Source organism: Ponticoccus sp. (in: a-proteobacteria) (assembly GCF_048381735.1).
Map to the genome: position 1 here is coordinate 555018 of NZ_JBLXGL010000002.1, position 25529 is coordinate 580546.

A 25529-nucleotide genomic window follows, 5' to 3' on the forward strand; every position below is an offset into this window, starting at 1 on the left:
GGCGACTATACCGGCGCGGGTTTGCAGACATTTCCCGGCAAAGAAGGGGACCGATATGGCGAATGTGGTTGTCGTGGGCGCTCAGTGGGGCGACGAGGGCAAGGGCAAGATCGTGGACTGGCTGTCGGAACGCGCCGACGTCATCTGCCGCTTTCAGGGCGGGCACAACGCGGGTCATACGCTTGTCATCGACGGCAAGGTCTACAAGCTGAACGCGCTGCCTTCGGGCGTGGTGCGCGGCGGCAAGCTGTCGGTGATCGGCAACGGCGTGGTGCTGGATCCCTGGCACCTGGTGAAGGAGATCGCGACGATCCGCGAGCAGGGCGTCGAGATCACGCCCGAGACGCTGATGATCGCCGAGAACACGCCGCTGATCCTGCCGATCCACGGAGAGCTGGACCGGGCGCGCGAAGAGGCGGCCTCGAAGGGCACCAAGATCGGCACCACCGGGCGCGGCATCGGCCCCGCCTACGAGGACAAGGTCGGCCGCCGCGCGGTGCGTGTCGCGGATCTTGCCGACCGGGCGACGCTGGAGGCGCGGGTGGACCGCGCGCTGCAGCACCACGACCCGCTGCGCAAGGGGCTGGGGATCGAGCCGGTGGACCGCGAGGCGCTGATCGCCGCGCTGAGCGAGATCGCCGAGCAGATCCTGCCCTATGCCGCGCCGGTCTGGAAGGTGCTGAACGAAAAGCGCAAGGCGGGCACGCGGATCCTCTTCGAGGGGGCGCAGGGCGCGCTGCTGGACATCGACTTCGGCACCTATCCCTTCGTGACCTCCTCGAACGTGATCGCCGGGCAGGCGGCCACGGGCACCGGCATCGGGCCGGGCGCCATCGACTACGTGCTGGGTATCGTGAAGGCCTATACCACCCGCGTCGGCGAAGGCCCCTTCCCGACCGAGCTGGACGATGACGACGGCCAGCGGCTGGGCGAGCGCGGGCGCGAATTCGGCACCGTCACGGGCCGCAAGCGGCGCTGTGGCTGGTTCGACGCGGCCCTGGTGCGCCAGACCTGCGCGACGAGCGGAGTCAACGGCATCTCGCTGACCAAACTCGACGTGCTCGACGGTTTCGAGACACTGAAGATCTGCGTCGGCTACGAGCTGGACGGCAAGCGGCTGGATTACCTGCCCTTCGCCAGCGAGGAACAGGCGCGCTGCACGCCCGTCTACGAAGAGATGGAAGGCTGGAGCGAATCGACCGAAGGCGCGCGGTCCTGGGCCGACCTGCCGGGCGCTGCGGTGAAATACGTGCGCCGGGTCGAGGAACTGATCGGCTGCCCGGTGGCGCTGCTCTCGACCTCGCCGGAACGCGACGACACGATCCTCGTGACCGATCCCTTCGCGGATTGAGCGCGGCAGGGTGGGGGCGACTCCACCCCGCAACGACACTCTGGCGCGGCCCGGTCCCGGGCGGCGTCGCGAACCGGCCGCCGCTGCCGGGTTGGATTGACGGTGCTGTGCAGGCTTGGCCTGCGCGGCGTCGCAGGTGGCGCGCCGATGCGGGCGCGGAATGCAGGAACGCGGGCGGGCGTCATGCCGGTCCGCGCAACGGGAGACAGGCCATGGCCCTGAGTTACAAGGCGCGGCGGCGCTGGTCGCTGGTGATCCTGCTGGTGGGTCTGCCCGCCTATATCGTGGCGGCGGTGACGATCGTGAACTGGCTGGACCGGCCCTCGATCGCGGTGGAATTCCTCGTCTACGTGGGGCTGGGCTTCCTCTGGGCCTTGCCGTTCAAATTCGTCTTCAAGGGCGTGGGGCAGGCCGATCCGGAGGCCGACAAGTCCGACAAGTAAGGGCAAGGGCGCCCCTGCCGGAGCCTGGCGCGGCGAGGCGGTACGTTTTTCATATTAGTGTTGGGGTCGCCTCTGCGCGGCTGGGCGCGTTCGGCGCGGGGCAGAGGGCCACTCAGCGCCGCGGCCCGGCCCGCCGTCCCGGAGGGCGCCCGCTGACGGGCGCCCGGGGTGCATCACTTGGCGATGTCGTCTTCGAGGAAGTAGCGGATGTTGTCCTCGAAGCTGGCGTCGGCTTCCAGCCCCAGCGCCTCTGCCTTGTCGGCGCGGATATCCATGCGCCAGCCCGCGAGGATCGCGTCAAGCTCTGGCTGCTTGTTCCAGGTGATGCGCTCTGCCGCTTCGGGGCCCACGACCGCCGTCATGGCGTCGATCATCTGGCGAATCGTCCAGACCCGGCCCGGCATCATCATGCAGCGGTTCTTGCCCAGCTTCTCTTCGGGGATCTCGGCGCCCTTGATCAGGTTCTCGACGCATTTGCGCGGGCTGAGGTAATAGTGGTTGAAGTCCTCGTCCACCGGGCAGTTCGCCGTCTCGCCCTGAAGCGGTTCGCGGAAGATCGACGACATGAAGCCCGAGGCCGCGCGGTTGGGCTTGCCGGGACGCACCGAGATCGTCGGCAGGCGGAAGCCGCGCCCGTCCACCAGACCGCGCCGCGAGAAGTCGTTGACCAAGAGTTCGCCGATGGCCTTTTGCGCGCCGTAGGAGGTCTGCGGGTTCAGAAGCGTCTGGTCGTTGTAGGGCTGCTCGACCTCGCCGCCGTTCACCGCCACCGAAGAGGTGAAGACCAGCACCGGCTTGGTGCCCAGCTCGCGGCAGCGTTGCAGCACATTCAGCGTGCCCATCATGTTGACCTTGAGGCCGATATCCAGATCCTCTTCGGCCTGTGCCGAGACGATGGCGGCCAGCAGGTAGATCACGTCGGTCTTGTCGTCGATGGTCGCCGCCAGCGATGCCGGGTCGGCGATGTCGCAGGCCGCGGTCTCGACCGTGAAACCGGCCTCGACCGGCTGCGGGTCGACGATGTCGGCAAGGACCATCGTGTCGATGGTTTCACCGCGCAGGGTGCCGCGCTCGGCCAGTTTGCGCGCCAGTTTCTGACCGACGAGACCGCCGCCGCCGATGATAAGAACCTTCATTGTCTCTCCTCCGTTTATTCGAAAATCTCCGGCGCCAACGCGCCGCGTTTCTGCACCACCTTGCCCGCAAGCGCCGCGCCCTGCTGCGTGGCCTCAAGGGCCGATGCGCCCGTCATGCGGGCCGCAAGGAAGCCGGCGCCGAAGCTGTCCCCGGCGGCGGTGGAATCCACGACCCGGGCCACGGGGGCGGGGTCATGGGTGGCCTCGCCTTCGTCCGCGTCCCAGATGTGGCAGCGGTCGGCGCCGTTCTTGACGACGACGGTGCGGGCCCCTGCCGCGCGGTAACGGGCGATGGTCTCGGCCGGGGTCGCGTCGCCGAAGCACATCTGTTCCTCGTCGAACGAGGGCAGCACGGTGTCGGCGACGCCTGCGCCCAGCAACAGCCCGTCGCGCATCGCCTGCGGCCCGGCCCAGAGGCGTGGGCGCAGGTTGGTGTCGAAGGCGACATGCGCGCCATTGGCCCGCGCGCGGGTCAGGGCCGCGCAGAACCGGGCGCGCGCCGCGTCCGACAGGATCGCCAGCGTTATCCCTGAGAACTGGATCACCGAGGCCCCGGCGAAGGCGGCGTCCAGCGCCGCCGCGTCGTCGGCCAGCGTCTTGGCCGCCGATTGCCCACGCCAGTAGGAAAAGCTGCGCTCTCCATCCTGCAACTGGATCATGTAGAGGCCCACGGTGCGGTCCGGGACCCGCTGCACGGCGCTGGCGTCGACACCCTGCGCCGCGATGAAATCCACCATGCTGTCGGACACGGCGTCGGTGCCGACGGCGGTCAGGTAGCCGACGCCCACGTCATCGGGCAGCAGGCGGCGCGCGTACCACGCGGTGTTGAAGGTATCCCCGGCAAAACCCATGCCGAACAGCCCCCCGTCGGCGGGGGCCATCTCGACCATGATCTCTCCGACGCAGAGCAGGCGGCTCACAGCAGGCCCCGCTGGCCGAGGTTGCGCATCAGCGCGCCTGCCCCGAATTCCCACGGGGGGCATTCGGTCGACAGGCGGACGGTGTTCTTCAGCTGGCCCAGCTTGGCCTCTTCGATGCGGACCACGTCGCCCATCTTGTGGGTGAAGCCCTGACCGGGCTTGTCGCGGTCCTGAATGGGCGCGAAGAGCGTGCCGAGGAACAGCATGAAGCCATCGGGGTACTGGTGATGCTGGCCGATGGTCTGCTTGACGATATCGGCGGGGCGGCGGCTGATCTTGGTCATCGAGGAATGGCCGTTCAGGGTAAAGCCGTCCTCGCCTTCGACCGTCAGGGTCAGCTCGGCGTTTTCCACGTCGTCAATGCCGAAGCTGTCGTCGAACAGCCGCAGGAACGGCCCGATCGAGCACGAGGCGTTGTTGTCCTTGGCCTTGCCCAAGAGCAGGGCCGACCGCCCCTCGACGTCGCGCAGGTTCACGTCGTTGCCCAGCGTCGCGCCGACGATCTTGCCGGTCGAGGTCACGGCGAGCACGATTTCCGGTTCAGGGTTGTTCCAGGTCGAGATCGGGTGCAGGCCGATCAAATCGCCCCAGCCGACAGAGGCCATGGGCTGGCACTTGGTGAAGACCTCGGCGTCGGGGCCGATGCCGACTTCCAGATAGGCGGACCACAGGCCCTCGGCTTGCAGGACGCGCTTGACCTCCATCGCCTTCTCGCTGCCCGGCTCGATGCCGGAAAGGCTGTCGCCGATGACCGACTGCACCTTCTTGCGGATCTCGTCGGCGCGGTCGGCGTCGCCCGCCGCCTGTTCCTCGATCACCCGTTCGACCATGCTTTCGGCGAAGGTCACGCCGCTGGCCTTCACGGCCTGAAGGTCGCAGGGCGCCAGCAGCTTCAGCGTGCCAGAGGCCACGTCGTCCAGCGACCCGATCAGTTCACCCGCCGCGCCCCGGACGTAATCCACGAGGTCGTCGCGCTCCAGCAGGGCCGAGACCGTGGGCACCTGCCGCGAGGTGATGTCCATCAGGGCGGACCCGGCGACGCGCACGACGGAGGGGCCAAGCCCCTCGCGCCAGACGCGGCCGATCAGAAGGGCGTCGGGATCGGGGTTGGATGTCGGCAGCATGGCGTCTCCTCAGTGGTTGTCCGGCAGCATCTTGCCGGGATTCAGGATGTTCTTGGGGTCGAACCCCTGCTTGATCGCGCGCATATAGGCCAGCGCGGGGCCGTGTTCGGCGTCCATGTAGCCCTGCTTGCCGATGCCGATCCCGTGCTCTCCGCTGACGGTGCCGCCAAGGCGCAGCGCGGTTTCGGCCAGCTTGCCGGTGAACAGCTTGGCGCGGGCCATCTCGTCGGCATTGCCGGGATCGACCGACAGACCGGCGTGGAAGTTGCCGTCGCCGACATGGCCGACGATGGTGCAGGTCAGACCCATGGCGACGGCGTCGCGTTGGGCCTGCACCACTGCCTCTGCCAGTTGCGAGATCGGAACGCAAACATCCGTGGGCCAGATGTGCTTGCCGGCCCCCAGCGCGGCGGAGGCGTAATGCGCCTTGTGCCGCATCGCCCAAAGCGCGTTGCGGTCCTCTGTCGTGGTGGCGGTCTTCATGGCCTCGGCGCCGAAGTCCCCGGCGAGGGCGGCGAAGGTTTCCATCTGCTCGGTCACACCGGCGGGCGAGCCGTGGAATTCTAGGAAGAGGTGCGGCTTCTCGGGCAGGCCCGCACCGGCGTATTGGTTGAAGCCGCGCACCATCATCTCGTCCAGCAGCTCGATCCGCGCCATGGGCAGGCCGGACTGGATGGTCAGGATCACGCAATTGACCGCATCCTCGACGGACTCGAAGCGACAGGTGGCCGCCGAGATGGCCTCGGGGATGCCGTGCAGCTTCACCGTCAGTTCGGTGATGATGCCCAGCGTGCCCTCTGACCCGATCAAGAGGTGGTTGAGGTCGTAGCCGGTCGAGGATTTGCGTGCCTTGGTGCCGGTGCGGATCACCGTGCCGTCGGCCATGACCGCCTCCATGGCGAGGATGTTGTCGCGCATGGTGCCGTATCTGACCGCCGTGGTGCCCGAGGCCCGCGTCGCCGCCATCCCGCCCATAGAGGCATCGGCGCCGGGATCGACGCTGAAGAACAGGCCCGTGGCGCGCAGTTCCTCGTTCAGGGCGATGCGCGTCAGGCCCGGTTGCACCACGGCGTTCATGTCCTCGGCATTGACCGCCAGCACGCGGTTCATCCGGTTCATGTCGAGACTGATGCCGCCACGGATCGCAAGGTGCTGGCCCTCCAGCGAGGAGGCCGCGCCGTAGGCGGTCACCGGGCAGTTCTCGTCGTGGCAGATCTTCAGGATCTCCGAGACCTCTTCGGTGGTCTCGGGATAGGCGACGCCATGCGGCGGGGTGTCGGCGTAGTAGGTCTCGTTCTGGCCGTGCAGGGCAAGGTCCGCGTCCGAGGTGGACAGGCGGTCGCCAAGCAGGTCGGTCAGGCGGGAAAGGGCGGTGTCGATGGTCATGACGGGGTCAGTCCGGCGTAAAGGGCAAGGGCAACGACCGCCAGCATCGAGGCGGCCATCAGGTGGTTGATCCGGCGGTGCGCCGTCTCGGACAGGTTCAGGCGGTGCAGGGTTGCACCCGCGTAGAGCCAGCCGAGGTGGATCGGGATCCAGATCGCGGCGACGATCACCAGCTTGGCGATGGTCTCGAAGGCCAGATTGTCCGGGGCAAAGGGGAAGCCCGCGAAAAGCGTGGTGTTGACGGCATAGGCCTTGGGGTTGATCGCCTGCAACAGCAGGCCGGAACCGATGCCGGGCGCGGTCTTGGCCTCGATGAAGGCCAGTTTCGACCCGGCAAAGGCGATCCTGGAGGCGAGATACAGCAGGTAGCCGACAGAGGCCACCATCAGCACCGTGCGCACCACCGGAACCGCCAGCACCACGGCGGCCACGCCCGAAATCACGCCAAGTGCGACGATATTGGTGCCGATGAAGAGGCCGGTCAGGTAGCGAAGCCCGGCGCGGAAGCCATAGCCCGATCCCACGCCCGCAGCCGATAGGACACCCGGACCGGGCGTCACGATCAGAAAGAAGACGGCCGCGGCGAAGGTCAGCATCAGGCGATTTCCAGCTGCACCTTCATGGCGCGGCTGCGGTCGCCGGCTGTGTCGAAGGCCTTCTGGAAGTCGTCGAAGGCGAAGCTATGCGTGAGCAGCGGTTTGACGTCGATCAGCCCCTTCTGCATCAGCGCGACGGCGGTTCCGAATTCCTCGTGAAAGCGGAAGGAGCCCATCAGCGACAGTTCCTTGGCGGTGACCTGCATCAGCGGAATGCTCATGTCGCCGGACATGCCAAGCTGCACCGCAAGGCCCTGCGGCCGCAGCGCCGCGATGCCGCCGCGCAGGGCCGGTTCGGCGCCCGAGCATTCGAACAGCACATCGACGCTGCCCTTGCCCTGCTGGTACGGGGCCAGCGCCTCGGGGTCGCTGAGCGTGTTCAGCGTCATGTCCGCCCCGGCCTCGCGCGCGAAACCCAGTACGCCGTCGGCGATATCGGTGACGATGATCTCTTCGGCCCCGGCGCGACGCGCGCAAAGCACCGCCAGCACGCCGATGGGACCGGACCCGGTGACCAGCACACGCTTGCCGACGAGGCTACCGGCGCGGCGCACCGCGTGCAGCGTGACCGACAGCGGTTCGGCCATGGCGGCCTCTGCGGCACTCAGCCCCTCGGCCTTCACGCATTGCGCGGCATCGGCCACGATCACCTCGCGGAAGGCGCCCTGAATATGCGGGAAGGGCATGGCAGAGCCGTAGAAGCGCATGTTCAGGCAGTGGTTCGGCAGGCCGCGCAGACATTCCCCGCAGGCGCCGCAGGGCCGCGAGGGCGAGACGGCCACCAGATCGCCGGGCACCAGCCCCTCGACCTCGTCGCCGACCGCCTCGACATGGCCCGAGACCTCGTGCCCGAGGATCATCGGTTCCTTCAGGCGCACGGTGCCGAAGCCGCCGTGTTGGTAATAGTGCAGGTCGGACCCGCAGATCCCGCCACGGGCGAGCCGAAGGCGGACCTCTCCGGCACCGGGGTCGCCCGCGTCACAGGGCGACAGGCGCAGGTCGCGCGCCGCATGGGCGTAAAGCGCTTTCATGGGTGTCCTCCAGGTGGCGCCTTGCATGTGCGCCGGAATGGTATACCATTTTGCGCAATCAAGTCTGCTCGGGCACGAAATGTCAACCTCTGCCACGGGCGGCAGGACGGGAGGACACATGCAACTTTTCGATCTCAGCGGGCGCCGGGCGCTCGTGACCGGCTCTTCCATGGGGATCGGGTTCGCGCTGGCGCGCGGTCTGGCGCAGGCGGGGGCCTCTGTCGTTCTGAACGCGCGCAACGCCGAACGGCTGGCCGAGGCCGCCGAAGCGCTGCGCGCCGAGGGCGCAACGGTCGAAGAACTGGTCTTCGACGCCACCGATGCCGAGGGCGTGCGCGCCGCCATCGACGGCTTCGAGGCGGAAAAGGGCGCCATCGACATCCTGGTGAACAACGCCGGGATGCAGCACCGCACCCCGCTTGAGGATTTCCCGGTCGAGGCCTTCGACCGGCTGATGCGGACCAATGTGAACTCTGCCTTCTACGTGGGCCAAGCGGTTGCGCGCCACATGATCAAGCGCGGCGCCGGGCGGATCATCAATATCGCCTCGGTGCAGACGGCGCTGGCCCGGCCCGGGATCGCGCCCTACGTGGCCTCCAAGGGCGCCATCGGCAACCTGACCAAGGGCATGGCCACCGACTGGGCGAAACACGGGCTGAACTGCAACGCCATCGCGCCGGGCTATTTCGATACGCCTCTGAACGCGGCGCTGGTCGCGGATGCCGAGTTCAGCGCATGGCTGGAAAAGCGCACGCCCGCCGGGCGCTGGGGCAAGGTCGAGGAGCTGGTGGGCGCCTGCGTCTTCCTGTCGGCGCCCGCGTCCAGCTTTGTCAACGGCCATACGCTGTTCGTGGACGGCGGCATCACCGCATCCCTGTGACGGAGGGGCGGACGCTGTTTCGCTGACGCGAAAGGCGCCCCGCCCGCCGTCCCTTGGGGCGCAATACATCGAACCGGGATTTGGGAGGAGAACGGAGCATGACAGAGAAACCCGTTGTGGGCTTCATCGGCGTCGGGCTGATGGGTCACGGCATGGCCAAGAACATCCTGAAGGGCGGCTACGCGCTGGTCATCAAGGGCAACCGCAACCGCGAGCCTGTCGAGAGCCTCAAGAGCATGGGGGCGGAAGAGGTCCGGACCCCGCGCGAGATGGCGGAGCGTTGCGACATCATCCACCTGTGCCTGTCCAACTCGCCGCTGGTCGAAGAGGTGATCGCGGGTCCGGACGGCATCCTTGCCGGTGCGCGCGAAGGGCTGGTGGTGATCGACACCACGACCGCGGACCCGACCTCGACCCTCGCCATGGCGAAACTCCTGGCGGAAAAGGGCTGCCACATGGTCGACGCGCCGCTGGGCCGGACGCCGAAGGAGGCGGAAGAGGGCCAGCTGGATGCCATGGTCGGCGCGGACGCCGCGGTGCTGGAGCGCGTGCGCCCGGTCATCGCCTGCTGGTCCGGCTCGATCACCCACATGGGCGCGGTCGGCATGGGCCACAAGATGAAGCTGATGATGAACTTCCTCTCCATGAGCTACGCGGCGCTCTACTCCGAGGCGGTGGTGATGGGCGCGAAGGTCGGCATCAGCCCGGCGCAGCTGCGCGAGGTGATCGCCCCCAGCCGCATGGGTTGCGGCTTCTTCGACACCTTCATGAACTACGTGGTGGACCGCAACCGCGACGCCCACAAGTTCGCCATCGCCAATGCAGCGAAGGACCTGCGCTACGTCAATGCCATGGCGACCGATGCGGGGATGATGACCCTGATGGCGGGCGCTGCACGGCAGTATTTTGCCCATGCCGAGGCGATCGGCGCCGGGCAGGACTACGTGCCGATGCTGTCCAACATCGTCGGCGCGCTGAACGGGATCGATATGGAAGAAATCACCGCCGGGGAACCGGACACAGGTTCGAAAGGATAGGCCATGCTGACGCAGGACCAGAAAGACTTCTACGCGGAAAACGGCTATCTCAAGGTCGAGGGCGCGGTGACCGGCGCATTGCTCTCGCGCCTTCAGGAGGTGACGAACCGGCTGATCGAGGCCTCGCGCGAGGTGACCGACAGCAACGATGTCTACGATCTCGACACCGGCCATACGGCAGAGGCGCCACGCCTGACCCGGATCAAGCTGCCGCACAAGCAGGACCCGGTGTTCTGGGAGGCGCTGACCCAGTCGGGCGTGACCGAGGTGCTGACCGATCTCCTGGGGCCGGACACCTATATCAACACCTCGAAGCTGAACACCAAGGCGCCGGGCGGCGGGGCGGCGGTGGAATGGCACCAGGACTGGGCCTTCTACCCGCATACCAACGACGACCTGCTGGCCTTCGGCCTGATGCTGGAGGATGTGGACGAGGCCAACGGCCCGCTGAAGGTGATCCCCGGCACCCACAAGGGCCCGGTGCTGTCGCACCACGCGGGCGGCGTGTTCTGCGGAGCGGTCGACCCGGAGGATCCGCTGTTCGAACAGGACAAGGCGGTGACCCTGACCGGCAAGGCGGGCGACATGACCATCCACCACGTCCGCACGCTGCACGGCTCTGCGCCGAATCGGTCCGACCGGGCACGCAAGATCCTGTTCTACGAACTGGCCCGCGCCGACGCCTGGCCGATCCTCGGAGCCTCGAGCTATATCCATGCCCTGGGGCAGCGTGGCTTCTGGGCCGACCTGCAGGACCGTGTCGTGACCGGCGCCCCCTGCCTGACGCTACGGCTGGCAAACGTGCCGGTCACGATGCCGCTGCCGCCCGCCAAGGACAACACCTCGATCTTCAAGACCCAGGCCTCGGGTGGGGCCCGAAGCGCCTTTGCCTGAACCGGGTGCCGGGAGGCGCGGTTGGCCGGGGTGAGGATCTGGACAGGGAAGAAGGCAGAGGCGCGCGCTCGGGGACACTGCCCTGAGAACAGATGCAAGTACGGCCGGGGGCGCGCCTTTTCGACGGTGCCACGTTTGGCGCGCATGTCTTTAAGGTATTTGGGCCAAGAAGAAACCCGGGTCTGTGCGAAAGAGCCGGCTTGGGTTTCTTCTTGGAGATAAATACCTGAGAGCGCCGGCGGTCACCGGCGCCCGGGGTCTGTTCAGGCTTTCACGGCGCGGCCTTCGGCCAGCATCTTCTGGATGTCCACCGGGGTGCAGAAGCCTTCGTTGCGGACCTTTGCCTCGAGCCCGTCTTCCAGCGCCTTCACCTCTGCCACGCGGGCGATGACCGCGTCGATGCGGGCATGGGGGATGACCACGACGCCGTTGCGGTCGGCGACGATCAGGTCTCCGCTGCTGACGCTGACGCCGCCCACCACGGCGGTGCCGCCGACCGTACCCGGGCCGCTGCCGTAGGGCGAGTTCGGGTTCAGCCCGGTGCACCATGCCGGCAGGCCGACCTCGACGATGCCTTCGTAGTCGCGCATCGGGCCGTCGGTGACGAAACCCGCGGCGCCGCGGTTCTTCAGCATGCCCATGACCTGATCGCCGGAGGCGGAGCAGCCCTGGTGGCCCGCGACCGAGGCAACCACGATGTCGCCCGCCTGCGCGACCTCGATGGCGGCGAGGGTGGCGAGGATATCGGCGGCGCCGTTGTCCGCGACCAGCGCCGGGCCCACGGCCACGCAGTCGATGTCGGGGCCGATGGGGGCGATCTGGGTCGCCAGCGAGCCGAGGCCGTTCATCGCGTCGCAGACAAATCCGGTGGGGATGCCCTTCAGCGCGTCGATCTGGGCCTGGGTCGGGCGCGGGAAGCCCTCGATCAGGGTGAGGACGGGCGGTTCTTCGATCATTGCTGTGGTCCTTTCAGAAAGAGCCTGTGAGAAATTGCAATCCGTAGAGCGCCGCCATCCCCGCGAGGATCGTGGCGATGACATTGCCGCGCAGGCCCACGGCAAAGGCGATCAGTGCGGCCAGCAGGCGGGGCAGGTCGGGGGTGCCGCCCGTCGCCTCGGGCCAGAGCACCAGCGGTGCGACCAGCGCGGGAAAGACCGCGACGCCCACGTATTTCAGGTGCAGCAGTGCCCAGTCCGGCAATTGCCTGCCCCCCAGCAGTCCGAGGAAGGAGAAGCGGATCAGGAAGGTGCCGATCCCCAGCCCGGCGGTCAGCAGCCAGAAGGCGGTATCCGAGATCATGCGACACTCCTTTCAGCCCGGCGCTTCAACCAGAGTTCCGCCTGTGCGCCCGTCACCATGGCCAGCGCCGCCGCGACCAGGAGCCCCAGGCTCCAGGGCACCCAGGCGAAGGCCAGCGCCGCAATGGCCGAAACCCCGGCGGCCAGCATGTGCGGCAGGGTCCGGAGCAGCGGCGCGGCGAGGGCGATGAAGCAGACCGGGACGGCGAAATCCAGCGAGAGGCTGGCCGGGATCGCCTGTCCGACCAGCGCGCCGGTCAGCGTGAAGCCGTACCAGATCGGGCAGATCAGCATCATGCAGCCGAAGTAATAGGCGACCTTGGCCGCTTTGGGCATCTGCGGATTGTCCTCGTAGGTGCGCACCGCCACGGCAAAGGCCTGATCGACCATCAGGTAGGCCATCAGCGCCCGTGTCCCCAGGCGTGCATGGCCCAGATGCGGCACCAGCGCCGCCGAATACATTGCCATGCGCAGGTTGACCGCCAGCGCGGTCAGCAGCGCGATGAAGACCGGGGCCTGATCCTGCAAGAGCGCCAGCGCGGTGAACTGCGAGGCCCCCGCGATGACCAGAACCGCCATGGCCATGGCCTGAAGCACGTCGAGGCCAGCGTCCCGGGCCACGACGCCGAACAGCATCGAGTAGGGGGCCACGATCACGATGAAGGGGGCGCAGTCACGATAGCCGCGCCAGAAAGCCTGTGTTGGGGTCATCTACAGATCCTTTGCGCTGATGAGCAGCCGCACAAAGGTCAGTCCGGTCGCGGCGGCGGCGCAGCGGGCCTTGTCGCGCTGGATCGCCTGCGCATCGCCCTCGCCGATCAGCGCAAGCGCTTCCAGGCGGTCGCATTGCATCAGCTTGCCGAGCAGGTCGTATTTCACCTCGACCGAGGTCAGGGCCGCGATCTGCTGGGATGCCGTCGCGCGGACCTCTGCCATGCGGGCGGCGAGGCCGTCGCCCCAGCCGTCCTGCGCCTTCTGGTAGCAGAGCATGGCAACGGCGGGCATGTCCGAAGGTTCGCTGTCGCAGGCCGACAGGCCTTCTGCCACACAGGCGCCGGGGCGGCTGCCCTGATCGAGCCGTGCCGCGACGCACTCTGTCAACTCCTGTGCCGCGGCGGGCAGGGCCGCGGACAGGACAAACGCCACCAAGGCCGACGCAACCGGGACTGCTTTCATGACCCCTCCTCCCAAAGCGGTATGACTCCTCTTGCATTTGGTATACCAAAATGAAAGTTTGCCACAAGGGCGCAGCCACATCAGCCAAGGCGCCGGAGGAGAAGACATGAGTGACACGCGCGCGAACAAGCGGTTCCGCTCGCAAGAGTGGTTCGACAATCCGAACAACCCGGGGATGACGGCGCTTTACGTCGAACGCTACCAGAACAGCACCTTCACCCGCGAAGAGATCCAGGGCGGGCGGCCGGTCATCGGCATTGCCAACTCGGGCAGCGACATCGCGCCGTGCAACAAGATCCATGTCTTCCTGATGGACCGCATCAAGGCGGGCATCCGCGAGGCCGGCGGCGTGCCGATGGAGTTCCCGGTCCACCCGATCCAGGAGACCGGCAAGCGGCCCACCGCCGCGCTGGACCGCAACCTGACCTATCTCGGCCTCGTCGAGGTGCTGCACGGCTATCCGCTGGACGGCGTCGTGCTGACCACCGGCTGCGACAAGACCACGCCCGCCATGCTGATGGGTGCGGCCACGGTCGACATTCCCGCCATCGCGCTGAACGGCGGCCCGATGCTGGACGGCTGGTGGAAGGGCAAGCGCGCCGGGTCCGGCACCATCGTCTGGGAAAGCCGCCGCCTGCTGGCCGAGGGCAAGATCGACTACGAGGAATTCATGTCCCGGGTCTGTTCCTCGGCGCCCTCGCTGGGGCATTGCAACACCATGGGCACGGCCTCGACGATGAACGCCATGGCCGAGGCGCTGGGGATGTCGCTGACCGGCAACTCGGCCATTCCGGCGCCCTTCCGCGAGCGCATGGCCATGGCCTACGAGACCGGCAAGCGCATCGTGCAGATGGTGCTGGACGACCTGAAGCCCTCGGACATCCTGACCCGCGAGGCCTTCGAGAACGCCATCGTGGTGAACTCTGCCATCGGCGGCTCGACCAACGCGCCGCCGCATCTGCAGGCCGTGGCGCGGCATGCGGGCGTCGAGCTGAACGTCAAGGACTGGGAGACCATCGGCTTCGACGTGCCGCTGCTGGTGAACATGCAGCCCGCGGGTGAGTACCTGGGCGAATCCTTCTTCCGCGCCGGCGGGGTGCCCGCGGTCATGGGCGAACTGATGAAGGCGGGGCACATCCGCGAGGGCGCGATGACGGCGACCGGCAACAGCATGGGCGCGAACCTGGCCGGCTGCGAGAGCATGGACGAGGACGTGGTCAAGACCTGTGCCGCGCCGATGCGCCGGAACGCGGGCTTCAAGGTCCTGTCCGGCAACCTCTTCGATTCGGCGCTGATGAAGACCAGCGTGATCTCGGAGGATTTCCAGAAACGCTTCCTGTCGCAGCCCGGCAACGAGGGCGTGCTGGAGGCGCGGGCCGTGGTCTTCGAAGGCCCCGAGGATTACCACGACCGGATCAACGATCCCGATCTGAAGATCGACGAACACTGCATCCTGTTCATCCGCAACGTCGGCTGCGTCGGCTATCCCGGTTCCGCCGAGGTGGTGAACATGCAGCCGCCGGATGCGCTGATCAGGCAGGGCATCGCCCATCTGCCCACCGTGGGCGACGGGCGGCAGTCCGGCACCTCGGAATCGCCGTCGATCCTGAACGCCTCTCCCGAGGCGGTGGTCGGTGGCGGGCTGGCCTATCTGCAGACCGGGGACACCGTGCGTCTGGACCTGAACGCCAGCCGCATGGACGCTCTGGTCGACGAGGCCGAGTGGGCCGCCCGCCAGGAGGCCTGGGAGGCGCCCGAGATCGTCAACCAGACCCCGTGGCAGGAGATCTACCGCCGCCACGTGGGCCAGCTGGGCGAGGGCGGTTGCCTGGAACTGGCGACGGCCTACCAGAAGGTCGCCCGCGTGCTGCCGCGCGACAACCACTGACGGCACCTGTCGGGGGGCGTTTCAGGGGGCTCTGCCCCCGCGCTGCGCGCCCCCCGGGATATTTGAGGACAGAAGAACCATCGGGCGCTTGCCCGGGATGGAGGGGACATGACACAGACAATCATCATCACCGGCGGCGCGCGCGGGATCGGCAAGGCCTGCGCCGAGGCCTTCCTTGCGGCGGGCTGGAAGGTCGGCATCGTCGGCCGCACCGAGGCGACGGTGGCCGAGATGGCCGACAGCCACGAGAACGCGCTGGCGCTGCCCTGCGACGTGGTCAACGAGGCCGAGGTCGACGCCGCCTTCGACAAGGCGCTGGCCGAGTGGGGGCGGATCGACTGCCTGTTCAACAATGCCGGGATCTCGGTCATGGGCGGCACCATCGACGAGCTGTCGGTGGAGGACTGGCGCCGCTGCATGGACATCAACACCACCGGGTCGTTCATCTGCGCGCGCGCGGCCTTTGCCCGGATGCGGGCACAGGACCCGCAGGGCGGGCGGATCATCAACAACGGCTCTGTCTCGTCGGATGTGCCGCGCTGGGGCTCTGCTGCCTATACGGCGTCGAAACACGCGGTGACGGGGCTGACGCGGTCCATTTCGCTGGACGGACGGCCCTACAACATCGCCTGCGGGCAGATCAACATCGGCAACGCGCTGACCGACATGGCGGCGAAGATGACCACGGGTGTGCCGCAGGCCGACGGTTCCATCGCGGTCGAGCCGGTCATGGACGTGGCGCATGTGGCCTCTTCGGTGCTGCACATGGCCTCGTTGCCGCTGGAGGCGAACGTGCAGTTCATCACCGTGATGGCCAGCGCGATGCCCTATATCGGGCGCGGCTGAGCGGGTTCGGCATTGTGGAAAAGGGGCGCGGGAGACCGCGCCCCTTTTGCGTCAGCGGGTGGCGGGCACCGGCTTGCGCACGCCCCCCTTGCGGACCATGCGCTCGCGTTGCCAGATGTAGAGGCCCGAGGCGATGATGATGCTGCCCCCGGCCAGCGTCCAGAGCGTCGGCCATGTATCGAAAAGCAGGATGCTGGCGATGGCGGCCAGGAAGAGCTGGATGTAGATCACCGGCGCCAGGATCGAGGCATCGGCCCAGCGGTGCGCCGTGGTCGCGGCGATATGGCCGAGCGCGCCGAAGCAGCCGATCAGCAGGAAGGCGATCCAGTCGACGCCGCTGGGCCATGTCCAGCCCTTGAGCACGAAGGGAAAGAGCGCCGCCGCCGCGATGCCGGCGGACCAGATCTGCGAGACCGCGTTGCCTTCGACCCCCGCGAGCAGGCGGGTCATGATGAAATACATCGAGGCCATGCAGAGCGCGCCGAGCGTCAGCAGCATGGCCGGGTGGAATTCGGCGCCCCAGGGCTGCATCACCACCAGCACGCCCACGAAGCCCACGCAGACGGCGACGATGCGGCGCAGGCCGACCTGTTCTCCAAGGATCGGGATCGCCAGCAGGGTCACCACGATGGGGCCCGCGAACATGATCGTCGTCGTCACCGTGATCGGCAGGTATTGCAGCGCGGTGAAGTTGAGCGTTGTGCTGCCCAGCAGGAACAGCGACCGCAAGAGCTGCTTGAACGGCGCGTTGGAGCGGAAGGCCGCAAGCCCCTCTTGCGGGGCAAAGGTGGCGATGGCCACCAGCGTGTGCCCGAGGTAGCGGACAAAGACCACCTGCAGCGCCGGGATGCCGCCGAGGATCAGCCATTTGGCGGAACTGTCGATGCAGGTGAACCATGTGACGGCGAGCGCCATCAGCAGCACGCCTGCACCGGTGCGGTCTTCCCTGGGTTTTGTATCTGACACGGGTGTTCTCCTTCAGGCGATGGCGCATTCCGGCACGGAATGCGGGCCGGTTTCTTTCGAAGAAACCGGCCCTCTCCGGGATCAGCCGACCGCCCAGCCGCCGTCGATCACATGTGCCTGTCCGGTGGTGAAGGCGCTTTCCTCGGACCCGAGGTAGACCGCGAGATGCGCGATCTCTTCCGCCGTGCCGATCCGGCCCATGGGCTGGCGCGCCTCGAAGGCGCGGCGGGCCTCGTCGTAGTCGCCCATGGCCCGAAGCCGGTCATGCAGCGAGGGGCTGTCCACCGTGCCCGGGCAGATGCAGTTCACGCGGATGCCCTTGGTCACGAAGTCCAGCGCCACCGACTTGGTCAGCCCGATCACCGCCGCCTTGGACGCCCCGTAGATGCAGCGGTTGGGGGCCGCCACGATGCTGCCCGCCACCGAGGCGATATTGACGATGGAGCCGCCGCCGCGTTCGATCATGCCGGGCAGGGCGGCCTGCATGGTGTGGAACTGCGACCGGACGTTCAGGGTGAAGGCAAAGTCGAAGTCCGCGTCCGTGGCCTCCAGAATGGTGCCGCCGTGCACGAAGCCCGCGCAGTTGACCAGCACGTCAGGCGCGGCACTCTGGATCGCTTCCGTCACCGCGTCCTTGTCGGTCACGTCCAGCGCAAAGCAGGTCGCGCCCTCCAGCCCCTCCAGCAGCTCCGCCTTCAGGTCGGTCGCCGTGACCGTGGCGCCCTCGCGCAGGTAGGCCTCGGCGATGGCGCGGCCGATGCCCTGACCCGCCGCCGTCACGAAGGCCGACTTGCCCTCCAGCCTCATGCCATGTCTCCGAGGTGTTTCGTCATCCAGTCGACCATTTCGGGGATCATCAGCCCGCCGTCGCCGGTGCCCTTGGCCTCTTCCAGAACCGCCACGGTGCTTCGGGACATGCGGCTGTCGCGGCCCAGATCGTCCGCCATGGTGCCGTAGTAGCCCACGTCCTTGGCGCCGTTCTCGACCGAGAAGGCAAGGTCGATCTTGCCGTCGACGGCGTAGTTGCGGATGAATTCCATCATGCCGGAGCGGTTCGGCCCCGCCGCCATCACGTCAAACAGCGCGGTGCGGTCGATCCCCGCCGCATCGGCCATGGCAAAGGCCTCGGACATCGCCATCGCGGTGGTCATGGCGAAGAAGTTGTTGATCAGCTTGATCGTGTGGCCATTACCCGTCTTGCCAAGGTGAAAGACGTTCTCGCCCAGCACGTCGAGCACCGGCTTGACCTTCTGGTAGGCCGCCTCGTCCCCGGCGCACATGATGTTCAGCTTGCCTTCCTTGGCATGCGCGGGCGTGCGGCCCAGCGGCGCGTCGAGGTAGATCGCGCCCTTCGCCGCCATGTCAGCGGCGATCTTCTGGGTCGAGCCGGGCAAAGAGGTGCCGAAGTCGATCACCACGGTGCCGTCCGTCACACCGGCCAGCACGCCGTCGTCGCCGTAGATGCGCCCCTCGACCTGCGCCGAGGTCGAGACGCAGAGCATCACGATATCGCTGGCCTCGGCCAGCGCCCTGGCGCTCGCGGCCTCGGTGCCACCGCGCGCGACGGCCTCCTCGACGCCGGTGCGGTCGCGGTTGCCGAGGACGGTCAGGCTGTAGCCCGCGTCCTGCAGGCAGCCCACCATGGCGCGGCCCATCAGGCCCAGTCCGATGAATCCGATACGGGGTTTGGTCATGGTCTTCTCCTCTCAGGAACCGTTGAAATCGCCGGGCAGGGCACCGCGCGCCACCGGCTTGCCGGTCCGCGCCGAGAGCGCGGCGGCCAAAGTCATCTCCAGCGCCGCAAGCCCCTGCGCGCCGGTGCAGAGCACGTCGTCGCTGCCGCCTTCGACGACTGCGGCAAAGCGGTCGATCTGCACCCGCAGGGGGTCCACGCGGTCGAAGGGCGCTCCGGGCACCCGGGCAAGCGGCTTCGACCACTCGATCTCACCGGGCTGGCCGGCCTGCCAGAGCGTCAGCGACGGGAAAGCCAGCGCCCCTTTGGTGCCGGTGAAGCGCATGTAGTCCTCGGTCGACGGCGCGATGGCCGGGTTCTCGCCGGTCGCCGCCTCGAAGGCCCAGGGCGAGGCGCCCGCGTCCGAAATCAGGATCGACCCGAGCGCGCCGCTCTCGAAGCGCAGCGCCAGCGCGGCGCTGTCCTCGATGGCCAGGCCGCGCACGGCGGAAGAGGTCAAGGCCGTGACCTCGATGGCCTCGCCGTAGAAGAAGGACAAGAGGTCGATCTCGTGGCTGAGGTTGGTCATCAGCGGCCCGGCCCCGGGCGACCGCCGCCACTCGGGTCCGTAATAGCTGTCGTGCTTGCGCAGGGACCACAGGGCCTGCACCCCCACGGGGGCGCCGATCCGCTGCAGGGCCGCGCGCGCGGCGGTGGAAAAGGGATGGCAACGCCGGTGATGGCCGCAATAGAGCGGCAGCCCTTTCGCCTCGGCAAAGGCCAGCAGCGCCCGGCCCTCGTCCAGCGTGCCGGTCAGGGGCTTTTCGACCAGCACCGCCCAACCCCGTTCAAGTGCGGCCCGCGCGGCGGGCGCATGGGACGGGGTGGGCGTTGCCACCACGGCGGCGCGCACATGGCCCGGCACCTCCGAGACATCGGCCACCATCGGCAGCCCCCGCGCCGCCAAAGCCGTCCGCAGGCCCTCGTCCGGCTCCACGACCGCGACCAGTTCCACCCGCTCCGAGAGCCCCGCCACCTCGATATGGCGCTGCCCGATGGACCCGGCGCCCACGATACAGATCGGCAGCGCCGTCATGCCCTGTCGCCCTCAGGCGTCCCACGTCGATCCGTCATACCGTCCCCTTGGTCTTCTTCTGTCTTCAAATATCCCGGGGTCGTCATTGTCGCGCCATTGGTCCGAGAGACAATGACGACGGCAGAGCCCCGGTCCGCCGGTTGTTCAGGGCGTCCCGCGTCACCGCGGATCGCCCGCCCGTCACATCACCGCGCCGATCTGCCAGGGCACGAACTCGTAGTCGCCAAGACCCTGAAGTTCCGACTTGGTCTTCTCGCCGCTGGCCATGCGCAGCCACATCTCGTAGATCTCGCGGCCGACCTCCTCGACCGTCTTGCCGTCTGACAGGATGGTGCCCGCGTTCACGTCCATGTCCTCGTGAAGCCGCCCGTACATCTCGGAGTTGGTGGCCACTTTCATGCAGGGGCTGGGCTTCGACCCGAAGGCCGACCCGCGCCCGGTGGTGAAGCACACGAGGTTGCATCCGCTCGCGATCATGCCCGTGACCGAGGCCGGGTCGTAGCCCGGGCTGTCCATGAAGACGAAGCCCCTGGCGGTCACCGGTTCGGCATATTTGAAGACGCCCATCAGCGGTGTCGTGCCCCCCTTGGCGGAGGCGCCCAGCGATTTTTCGAGGATCGTGGTCAGCCCGCCCTTCTTGTTGCCGGGCGAGGGGTTGTTGTCCATCGAGCCGCCCGCATTGGCGGTATAGCGCTCCCACCAGTGGATCAGATCGATCAGCTTGTCGCCGACCTCGCGCGAGGCGGCGCGGGCCGTCAGCATGTGCTCGGCGCCGTAGATCTCGGGGGTTTCGGACAGCACCCCGGTGCCGCCCTGCGCCACCAGCAGGTCGCAGGCATAGCCCACGGCGGGGTTGGCGGTGATGCCCGACCAGGCGTCGGAGCCGCCGCATTCGAGACCCACCATCAGCTCCGAGGCGGGGCATTCCTCGCGCTGCGCCTCGTTGACCAGGGGCAGCATCTTCTCGATCTTCGCGATGCCCATCTCGACCGTCTTGCGCAGCCCGCCCACGTCCTGGATGTTCATGGTCTGGAAGAGCGGGCCGGGGGTCAGGCCATAGGCCTCGATCAGCCAGTCGATCTGCATCATCTCGCAGCCCAGCCCGGCCATCAGCACGGCGCCGACATTGGGATTGCGGGCATAGCCCCAGAGCGTGCGCTGCAACAGTTCGAAGCCGGTGCCGTCGCCTCCCATGGCGCAGCCGGTGCCGTGCACGAAGGCGGTCACGCCGTCGACATTGGGATAGGCGGCAAGGCGTTCGGGGGTGAAATGCTCGGCGATCTTGCGCGCGGCGGTGGCCGAGCAGTTCACGCTGGTCAGCACGGCGATGGTGTTGCGCGTGCCAACGCGCCCGGTGGGGCGGCGATAGCCCATGAAGGTGTCGCGGGTCGTGGCCTTGGGGGCCTCGCGCAGGTTGGTGCCGAACTCGTAGGCGGTATCGACGTTGCGGAACTCGAGGTTGTGGGTGTGGACATGCGCGCCCTCGGCGATGTTCTCGGCGGCGTAGCCGATGACCTGCGCGTATTTGCGCACGGCCTCGCCCTTGGCGATGGGCTGGCTGGCCATCTTGTGGCCGCGCGGGATCAGCTGGGTGGCGCCGTCCTGCCCGATCTCGAGCGGGCGGATGGCTGTGACGACATTGTCGGCGTCGGAAAGGCGGACTGTGTTCATGGCGTGCCTGTCTGGTCTGGCTCGGGGGTGGTTGCGTCGGAGGGGGCTCTGCCCCCGCTCCTTCGGAGCCCCCCGGGATATTTCCGGACAGAAGAAACCAGGGGGCATCGGGGTGGAAGGGTCAGGCGCAGGCGGGGCTGTCGCCTTTCCAGCGGTGAATGGGGATGTGGTCCTTCGGGGCGAGGGCGGCGCGGGTTTCTTCCCATTGCCGCTTCCAGTGCTGCCAGTCGCGGAACTCGCTGTCGGGGTTGGCGCGGGAGCGGGCGACGAAGTCGGGGAAATGGGCGCGGCCCGTGGGCTGGCCGGTGACGTTGTAGCGAATGTCGAAGCTCCAGCGGAAGCTGTCGGAGGTGTTGTCGAAGGAGCAATGCGGAGTCAGCGGGTGGAAGAGCACCGCGCCGCCGGCCTTGACCGGCAGGGCGACCGCTTTCGTCTCGTCGAGGCAGCCCGCGGCGATGGAGGTCTGGCGCTGCGGGCAATGCGGGTACATCTGCGGCTTGCCGGGGATCACCTTGAGGCAGCCGTTTTCCGGGGTGGCGTCGCCGATGGCGAGCCAGACGGTGACGATCTGCGTATCGTCGCCCTCTTCATGGGCGACGGCGCGGTCCTGATGCCAGTCGGTGGCCTGGATATGGGCCGTTGCCTCGCCGGCGCGCAGGGTGCGGCTGGGGGGCTTCAGCCGGACATGCTGGATCGGGTTCGAGGTGAGTTCCGGGCCGATCAGATCCTCGACCATGTCCAGAAGGCGCGGATCGGTCAGCATCTGCATCACCGCCGGGCCGATGTGGAAGGGGGTGTCGGCCTCGATCTTCGAGCCGGGCAGGGTGATGTCCATGGGCTGGAACCACTCGCAGCCTGCCGCATAGGCGGCGAGCAGCTTTTGCCAGAAATCCAGGTCGGTGCCGTCGGGCACGCGGCCCTCGGCCTGCCATCCGGCGTAGAGCCGGTCCATGACGGCGCCGTATTCGGCCCTGATCGCCGTCAGGGTGTCGGCGGAGAGCACGTTCTCGACGACGAGATAGCCTTCGGTCTCGAAGAACTCGACCTGTTCCGGGGTTAGCATGCGCGTCATTGACGGACCTCCTTCAGTCTGTCGCGGTGGAAGGCGCTGCCCGGACCGGGCCTTTCGGGCGCGGGGGCCATGCCTTCGGAAAGGGGCGGGGGCGTTTCGAGGCCGCGCCCGAGGCCCCGTGGCGCCCTGTGGCTGCGCGTCGGGGGCGCGGCTGGCGGGTGCACGGCGGCATCATGCGCCGCTTGCGCGGCGGGGGGAAGGGGACATGGCCGGGCCGGATGGGGGAGCCTCGGAAAGGGCGCGATGGGGGCGCCGCGGAGGGGGGCGCCGGTGCCTGTGGCGCTCTCGCCCTGGGGCGAGGCCTCTTGCATCGAGACCGCGACGGCTGTGTCGGGCGGGATGCGCATGCGGTCGGGCTGAAGGCGGTCGGAGATGGGCATGGCGGCCTCTGGCTGGGGGCTGCCGTCGCCATTGTCTTTCGGGCCAATGGCGCGACAAGGATGAGCCCCGGAGGTATTTGGGCCAAGAAGAAGCCCGGGTTCGGGGAGAAAGAGGGGCGTTCGTCCGGGATGAGAGGGAGGCCGGGGCGCCTTTTCGGCGTCCCGGCCCGGGCGATCTAGAGGAAGATCGTGATGATGGGGGGCCAGGCCAGCAGCACCATCAGTGCCAGCAGTTGCAGGCAGATGAACGGCAGGAAGCCCTTGAAGATGTCGGTCAGCGAGATATGCGCCGGGGCCACGGACTTCAGGTAGAAGGCGGCGGGGCCGAAGGGCGGCGAGAGGAAGCTGACCTGCATGTTCATACAGAAGACCACGCCGAACCAGATCGGGATGAAGCGCGGGTCGATGCTGCCGAACCAGCCGATCTCTTCCGGGGGCAGGCGGATGACGATGGGCAGGAAGACCGGCATGATCAGCAGCACGATGCCGATCCAGTCCATGAACATCCCCATGATGAGGAAGATCAGCATCATCAGCAGGATCACCCCCATGGTGGGCAGGTCGGAGTTGACGATCATGTTGGCCACGTAGGTCGGGCCGCCCGCCAGCGTGTAGGCCGCCGCGAGGGCTGCCGCGCCGATGGTCACCCAGATGATCGTGCCGGTCGACCGCAGGGTGCGCATCAGGCTGTCCCAGACGATGTCGAAGGTCATCTCGCGCCGGAGCAGGCCGATGACGAAGACCGCCACGACGCCCATGCCCGCCGCTTCGGTGATGCCGGTGATGCCCATGTAGATGGAGCCCAGCACCACGCCGATGACGATGATCGGGGCGACGAGGCCCTTGCCCATGTCCCAGCCCTTCGCCGTGCGCTCGCGTCCGATGATCACGAAGACCAGCAGGGCGGCGATGGCGAAGGCGCCGATGATCCAGGGGATGTCCGAGACCATGCCCAGCACGATCGGGTCCACGCCCTCGCGCACGACGTTGTCGCCGGTCACCGTGAAGAACAGCGCCCGGAGCAGCAGGAAGCCGGTGAAGTACATGGTGAACTTGGCGAGGAAGCCGAGGAACATCATGCCCTTCTCGCCACCCTTGGGGGCGTCGGGGTCTTCGGGCGGCAGCGGCGCCAGCGCGGGATTCATCTGCGTGCGCACGATGATGTAGATCAGGAAGAAGGTCGCCAGCATGAAGCCCGGCAGGAAGGAGGCGGTGAACAGCGCCTTGATCGAGGTCTCGGTCACCAGCCCGTAGAAGATCAGGACGATCGAGGGCGGGATCATGGTGCCCAGCGAGCCGGAGGCGCAGATCGTGCCGATGGCAAGGTTCTGATCGTAGTTCAGGCGCAGCATCTGCGGCAGGGCGATCAGGCCCAGCAGAACCACCTCGCCGCCGATGATCCCCGACATCGCCGCCATGATGACGGCCATGATCGAGGTCACGATGGCGATGCCGCCGCGGACGCGGCTGAGCCAGACGTTCAGCGAGTTGTACATGTCCCGCGCGATGCCGGATCGTTCCAGCAGCGCCGCCATGAAGATGAACAGGGGCACCGATATGAGGACGTAGTTCGTCATCTGCCGGTAGACCGCCTGCCCAAGGACCGACAGCGGTCCCTGTCCGAAGGTGCGGAACAGGATGTCGACGTCGAATTTCAGGACCAGCGTCACCACGGCAAGGAAGGCCGAGGCAAAGCCCAGCGGCATCCCGATGGCGAGCAATGCGAACATCGCCAAGAGGACGATCAGGGAGAGTGTGCCGACGTCGACCATTACGTGTTGTCCTCTTCCAGCGTGCGGCGGATGTTCTCGATCTCGTGTTCGTCGATGTCATCGGCGCTGTGATGTTCGGGCGCCTTGTTCCAGTCGGCGATCAGGTTGGAAATTGCCTGGATCGTCACCAGGCCGATGGCCACCAGGATCGCCATCTTCACGGTGCCCGGCAGCGGTGGGTCCCAGGCGGTGCCGAAGGTCTCCATCCGCATCAGGCGGCGGATGGCGTCGTTCCAGCCACCCCAGACGAGGGCGAAGAAGAACAGGACGATCAGCAGGACCGAGATCACGTCAGAGGTCTTCTGCATCCAGCGGGGCATCATGTCGTAGATCACGTAGATGCGGATATGGCTGCGCTGCTGCATGGCGTATTGCCCGGCCAGCAGGAAGACGATGGCGGCGATCCAGAGCGACAGCTCGTTCGCCCAGAGCGTCGGCGCCGAGAAGACGTAGCGCGCGACGACCTCGTAGAACATCACGATCACGATGATTGCGACCGAAATCATCGCCAGCCGCGAGATCACCAGGCTGACCATGTCGAAGAAGCCGTCCGGCTCGGCCTCGATGGCGCCCTTGAAGTCCGCAAGATAGAGCGAGGCGAAGAGCAGCGCCCCGGTCATGGCCACAAGCATCAGCACCACGATGGGGCCACCCTCGGCGGGGCGGATCATCTGGTGCATGCCGATGGCGTCGGCGGAAAAGATCGCGTTCACGACGAGCCAGGCGTAGATGAGCAGCGTCACAGCCGTGAAAGCGATCATCGCCAGCTTCACGGGACGCCTCATAGAGCCCAGAAACAGGCTTTTGTCCTGCATGGTTCAGCCCCCTGCCTTGATTTTGGGTGTAAAAAAGCGAGCCCCTGAAACAAGGGGCCCGCCATGGTCCTCCATGCGG

General features: G+C 67.4%; 25 protein-coding genes. 7 read left to right on the forward strand and 18 right to left on the reverse strand.

Features of this window, described 5'->3' with window-relative positions; all coding sequences use genetic code 11:
- Positions 1-55 precede the first annotated feature (55 nt).
- Positions 56-1351, forward strand: coding sequence for an adenylosuccinate synthase (locus tag ACN5KJ_RS06825; RefSeq protein ID WP_418592853.1), 1296 nt, complete (start codon positions 56-58; stop codon positions 1349-1351).
- A 212-nt stretch (positions 1352-1563) separates the two neighbouring features.
- Entirely contained in the window at positions 1564-1794 is a 231-nt protein-coding gene (locus tag ACN5KJ_RS06830; protein ID WP_418592855.1) for a DUF2842 domain-containing protein, read from the forward strand.
- A 173-nt stretch (positions 1795-1967) separates the two neighbouring features.
- Here ACN5KJ_RS06830 and denD read toward each other — a convergent pair whose 3' ends face one another.
- From denD to ACN5KJ_RS06860, 6 genes are read right to left on the reverse strand one after another with little or no spacing between them, the layout of a single operon-like run.
- Entirely contained in the window at positions 1968-2930 is a 963-nt protein-coding gene (gene denD / locus ACN5KJ_RS06835) for a D-erythronate dehydrogenase (RefSeq protein WP_418592857.1), read from the reverse strand.
- A gap of 14 nt (positions 2931-2944) precedes the next feature.
- Positions 2945-3850 carry a sugar kinase gene (locus tag ACN5KJ_RS06840; RefSeq protein WP_418592859.1) on the reverse strand — a complete coding sequence of 302 codons (906 nt, stop codon included), beginning with the start codon at positions 3848-3850 and terminating at the stop codon, positions 2945-2947.
- On the reverse strand, positions 3847-4974 hold the full coding sequence (locus ACN5KJ_RS06845) for a fumarylacetoacetate hydrolase family protein (RefSeq protein WP_418592861.1): 1128 nt from the start codon (positions 4972-4974) through the stop codon (positions 3847-3849). Before ACN5KJ_RS06845 ends, ACN5KJ_RS06840 begins: the two co-directional genes overlap by 4 nt.
- Before the next feature lie 9 nt (positions 4975-4983).
- Positions 4984-6360, reverse strand: a complete 1377-nt coding sequence (locus ACN5KJ_RS06850) for an FAD-binding oxidoreductase (RefSeq protein WP_347166483.1) — start codon at positions 6358-6360, stop codon at positions 4984-4986.
- Positions 6357-6956: a LysE family translocator gene (locus tag ACN5KJ_RS06855; protein WP_418592862.1), complete on the reverse strand. Its 600-nt coding sequence runs from the start codon at positions 6954-6956 to the stop codon at positions 6357-6359. Before ACN5KJ_RS06855 ends, ACN5KJ_RS06850 begins: the two co-directional genes overlap by 4 nt.
- Positions 6956-7987 (reverse strand): L-idonate 5-dehydrogenase, encoded by a 1032-nt coding sequence (locus ACN5KJ_RS06860; RefSeq protein ID WP_418592863.1) that lies wholly within the window; start codon positions 7985-7987, stop codon positions 6956-6958. Before ACN5KJ_RS06860 ends, ACN5KJ_RS06855 begins: the two co-directional genes overlap by 1 nt.
- Before the next feature lie 118 nt (positions 7988-8105).
- Here ACN5KJ_RS06860 and ACN5KJ_RS06865 point away from each other — a divergent pair, with 118 nt between their 5' ends.
- The 3 genes from ACN5KJ_RS06865 (at position 8106) to ACN5KJ_RS06875 (ending at position 10798) form a co-directional block, all read left to right on the forward strand.
- Positions 8106-8867 carry an SDR family oxidoreductase gene (locus tag ACN5KJ_RS06865; RefSeq protein WP_347166486.1) on the forward strand — a complete coding sequence of 254 codons (762 nt, stop codon included), beginning with the start codon at positions 8106-8108 and terminating at the stop codon, positions 8865-8867.
- A gap of 98 nt (positions 8868-8965) precedes the next feature.
- On the forward strand, positions 8966-9904 hold the full coding sequence (locus tag ACN5KJ_RS06870) for an NAD(P)-dependent oxidoreductase (protein ID WP_347166487.1): 939 nt from the start codon (positions 8966-8968) through the stop codon (positions 9902-9904).
- 3 nt (positions 9905-9907) lie between these two features.
- On the forward strand, positions 9908-10798 hold the full coding sequence (locus ACN5KJ_RS06875) for a phytanoyl-CoA dioxygenase family protein (RefSeq protein ID WP_418592866.1): 891 nt from the start codon (positions 9908-9910) through the stop codon (positions 10796-10798).
- Positions 10799-11061: 263 nt separating this feature from the next.
- On the opposite strand, the gene ACN5KJ_RS06880 is transcribed toward ACN5KJ_RS06875, so the two are convergent.
- From ACN5KJ_RS06880 to ACN5KJ_RS06895, 4 genes are read right to left on the reverse strand one after another with little or no spacing between them, the layout of a single operon-like run.
- Positions 11062-11754, reverse strand: a complete 693-nt coding sequence (locus tag ACN5KJ_RS06880) for an RraA family protein (RefSeq protein ID WP_418592868.1) — start codon at positions 11752-11754, stop codon at positions 11062-11064.
- Between the two features lie 13 nt (positions 11755-11767).
- Positions 11768-12097, reverse strand: coding sequence for an AzlD domain-containing protein (locus ACN5KJ_RS06885; RefSeq protein ID WP_418592869.1), 330 nt, complete (start codon positions 12095-12097; stop codon positions 11768-11770).
- Positions 12094-12807 (reverse strand): AzlC family ABC transporter permease, encoded by a 714-nt coding sequence (locus ACN5KJ_RS06890; protein ID WP_418592871.1) that lies wholly within the window; start codon positions 12805-12807, stop codon positions 12094-12096. The genes ACN5KJ_RS06885 and ACN5KJ_RS06890 overlap by 4 nt, the downstream gene beginning before the upstream one ends.
- Positions 12808-13272: a hypothetical protein gene (locus tag ACN5KJ_RS06895; protein WP_418592873.1), complete on the reverse strand. Its 465-nt coding sequence runs from the start codon at positions 13270-13272 to the stop codon at positions 12808-12810.
- 106 nt (positions 13273-13378) lie between these two features.
- Between ACN5KJ_RS06895 and ACN5KJ_RS06900 the strand changes: the two genes are divergently transcribed.
- The gene (locus tag ACN5KJ_RS06900) at positions 13379-15160 is read left to right on the forward strand and encodes an IlvD/Edd family dehydratase (RefSeq protein WP_418592874.1); all 1782 of its coding nucleotides are present in this window, start codon (positions 13379-13381) and stop codon (positions 15158-15160) included.
- A 108-nt stretch (positions 15161-15268) separates the two neighbouring features.
- Complete coding sequence (locus ACN5KJ_RS06905) at positions 15269-16006, forward strand: SDR family oxidoreductase (protein ID WP_418592876.1); 738 nt, start codon at positions 15269-15271, stop codon at positions 16004-16006.
- Positions 16007-16057: 51 nt separating this feature from the next.
- Here the strand turns inward: ACN5KJ_RS06905 and ACN5KJ_RS06910 are convergent, their stop codons facing one another.
- The 8 genes from ACN5KJ_RS06910 to ACN5KJ_RS06945 form a co-directional block, all read right to left on the reverse strand.
- Positions 16058-16972: a DMT family transporter gene (locus tag ACN5KJ_RS06910; protein WP_418592878.1), complete on the reverse strand. Its 915-nt coding sequence runs from the start codon at positions 16970-16972 to the stop codon at positions 16058-16060.
- Positions 16973-17053: 81 nt separating this feature from the next.
- Positions 17054-17779 carry an SDR family oxidoreductase gene (locus ACN5KJ_RS06915; RefSeq protein WP_418592880.1) on the reverse strand — a complete coding sequence of 242 codons (726 nt, stop codon included), beginning with the start codon at positions 17777-17779 and terminating at the stop codon, positions 17054-17056.
- Positions 17776-18666, reverse strand: a complete 891-nt coding sequence (locus ACN5KJ_RS06920; protein ID WP_418592882.1) for an NAD(P)-dependent oxidoreductase — start codon at positions 18664-18666, stop codon at positions 17776-17778. Before ACN5KJ_RS06920 ends, ACN5KJ_RS06915 begins: the two co-directional genes overlap by 4 nt.
- Positions 18667-18678: 12 nt before the next feature.
- Positions 18679-19740 carry a Gfo/Idh/MocA family protein gene (locus ACN5KJ_RS06925; protein WP_418592883.1) on the reverse strand — a complete coding sequence of 354 codons (1062 nt, stop codon included), beginning with the start codon at positions 19738-19740 and terminating at the stop codon, positions 18679-18681.
- A gap of 180 nt (positions 19741-19920) precedes the next feature.
- Positions 19921-21411, reverse strand: a complete 1491-nt coding sequence (locus ACN5KJ_RS06930) for a UxaA family hydrolase (RefSeq protein ID WP_418592885.1) — start codon at positions 21409-21411, stop codon at positions 19921-19923.
- Between the two features lie 121 nt (positions 21412-21532).
- On the reverse strand, positions 21533-22483 hold the full coding sequence (locus ACN5KJ_RS06935) for a phytanoyl-CoA dioxygenase family protein (RefSeq protein ID WP_347166496.1): 951 nt from the start codon (positions 22481-22483) through the stop codon (positions 21533-21535).
- 556 nt (positions 22484-23039) lie between these two features.
- Positions 23040-24635, reverse strand: coding sequence for a TRAP transporter large permease (locus ACN5KJ_RS06940; RefSeq protein ID WP_418592887.1), 1596 nt, complete (start codon positions 24633-24635; stop codon positions 23040-23042).
- On the reverse strand, positions 24635-25450 hold the full coding sequence (locus tag ACN5KJ_RS06945) for a TRAP transporter small permease subunit (RefSeq protein WP_418592889.1): 816 nt from the start codon (positions 25448-25450) through the stop codon (positions 24635-24637). The genes ACN5KJ_RS06940 and ACN5KJ_RS06945 overlap by 1 nt, the downstream gene beginning before the upstream one ends.
- Positions 25451-25529: the final 79 nt, after the last annotated feature.

What these genes read in the sequence shown, in the direction of transcription:
- ACN5KJ_RS06825 (WP_418592853.1), top strand. Translation starts at nt 56, where the DNA reads ATGGCGAATGTGGTTGTCGTGGGCGCTCAGTGGGGCGACGAGGGCAAG.
- ACN5KJ_RS06830 (WP_418592855.1), top strand. Translation starts at nt 1,564, where the DNA reads ATGGCCCTGAGTTACAAGGCGCGGCGGCGCTGGTCGCTGGTGATCCTG.
- denD (WP_418592857.1), bottom strand. Translation starts at nt 2,930, where the DNA reads ATGAAGGTTCTTATCATCGGCGGCGGCGGTCTCGTCGGTCAGAAACTG.
- ACN5KJ_RS06845 (WP_418592861.1), bottom strand. Translation starts at nt 4,974, where the DNA reads ATGCTGCCGACATCCAACCCCGATCCCGACGCCCTTCTGATCGGCCGC.
- ACN5KJ_RS06850 (WP_347166483.1), bottom strand. Translation starts at nt 6,360, where the DNA reads ATGACCATCGACACCGCCCTTTCCCGCCTGACCGACCTGCTTGGCGAC.
- ACN5KJ_RS06855 (WP_418592862.1), bottom strand. Translation starts at nt 6,956, where the DNA reads ATGCTGACCTTCGCCGCGGCCGTCTTCTTTCTGATCGTGACGCCCGGT.
- ACN5KJ_RS06860 (WP_418592863.1), bottom strand. Translation starts at nt 7,987, where the DNA reads ATGAAAGCGCTTTACGCCCATGCGGCGCGCGACCTGCGCCTGTCGCCC.
- ACN5KJ_RS06865 (WP_347166486.1), top strand. Translation starts at nt 8,106, where the DNA reads ATGCAACTTTTCGATCTCAGCGGGCGCCGGGCGCTCGTGACCGGCTCT.
- ACN5KJ_RS06870 (WP_347166487.1), top strand. Translation starts at nt 8,966, where the DNA reads ATGACAGAGAAACCCGTTGTGGGCTTCATCGGCGTCGGGCTGATGGGT.
- ACN5KJ_RS06875 (WP_418592866.1), top strand. Translation starts at nt 9,908, where the DNA reads ATGCTGACGCAGGACCAGAAAGACTTCTACGCGGAAAACGGCTATCTC.
- ACN5KJ_RS06880 (WP_418592868.1), bottom strand. Translation starts at nt 11,754, where the DNA reads ATGATCGAAGAACCGCCCGTCCTCACCCTGATCGAGGGCTTCCCGCGC.
- ACN5KJ_RS06885 (WP_418592869.1), bottom strand. Translation starts at nt 12,097, where the DNA reads ATGATCTCGGATACCGCCTTCTGGCTGCTGACCGCCGGGCTGGGGATC.
- ACN5KJ_RS06890 (WP_418592871.1), bottom strand. Translation starts at nt 12,807, where the DNA reads ATGACCCCAACACAGGCTTTCTGGCGCGGCTATCGTGACTGCGCCCCC.
- ACN5KJ_RS06895 (WP_418592873.1), bottom strand. Translation starts at nt 13,272, where the DNA reads ATGAAAGCAGTCCCGGTTGCGTCGGCCTTGGTGGCGTTTGTCCTGTCC.
- ACN5KJ_RS06900 (WP_418592874.1), top strand. Translation starts at nt 13,379, where the DNA reads ATGAGTGACACGCGCGCGAACAAGCGGTTCCGCTCGCAAGAGTGGTTC.
- ACN5KJ_RS06905 (WP_418592876.1), top strand. Translation starts at nt 15,269, where the DNA reads ATGACACAGACAATCATCATCACCGGCGGCGCGCGCGGGATCGGCAAG.
- ACN5KJ_RS06915 (WP_418592880.1), bottom strand. Translation starts at nt 17,779, where the DNA reads ATGAGGCTGGAGGGCAAGTCGGCCTTCGTGACGGCGGCGGGTCAGGGC.
- ACN5KJ_RS06920 (WP_418592882.1), bottom strand. Translation starts at nt 18,666, where the DNA reads ATGACCAAACCCCGTATCGGATTCATCGGACTGGGCCTGATGGGCCGC.
- ACN5KJ_RS06925 (WP_418592883.1), bottom strand. Translation starts at nt 19,740, where the DNA reads ATGACGGCGCTGCCGATCTGTATCGTGGGCGCCGGGTCCATCGGGCAG.
- ACN5KJ_RS06930 (WP_418592885.1), bottom strand. Translation starts at nt 21,411, where the DNA reads ATGAACACAGTCCGCCTTTCCGACGCCGACAATGTCGTCACAGCCATC.
- ACN5KJ_RS06935 (WP_347166496.1), bottom strand. Translation starts at nt 22,483, where the DNA reads ATGACGCGCATGCTAACCCCGGAACAGGTCGAGTTCTTCGAGACCGAA.
- ACN5KJ_RS06940 (WP_418592887.1), bottom strand. Translation starts at nt 24,635, where the DNA reads ATGGTCGACGTCGGCACACTCTCCCTGATCGTCCTCTTGGCGATGTTC.
- ACN5KJ_RS06945 (WP_418592889.1), bottom strand. Translation starts at nt 25,450, where the DNA reads ATGCAGGACAAAAGCCTGTTTCTGGGCTCTATGAGGCGTCCCGTGAAG.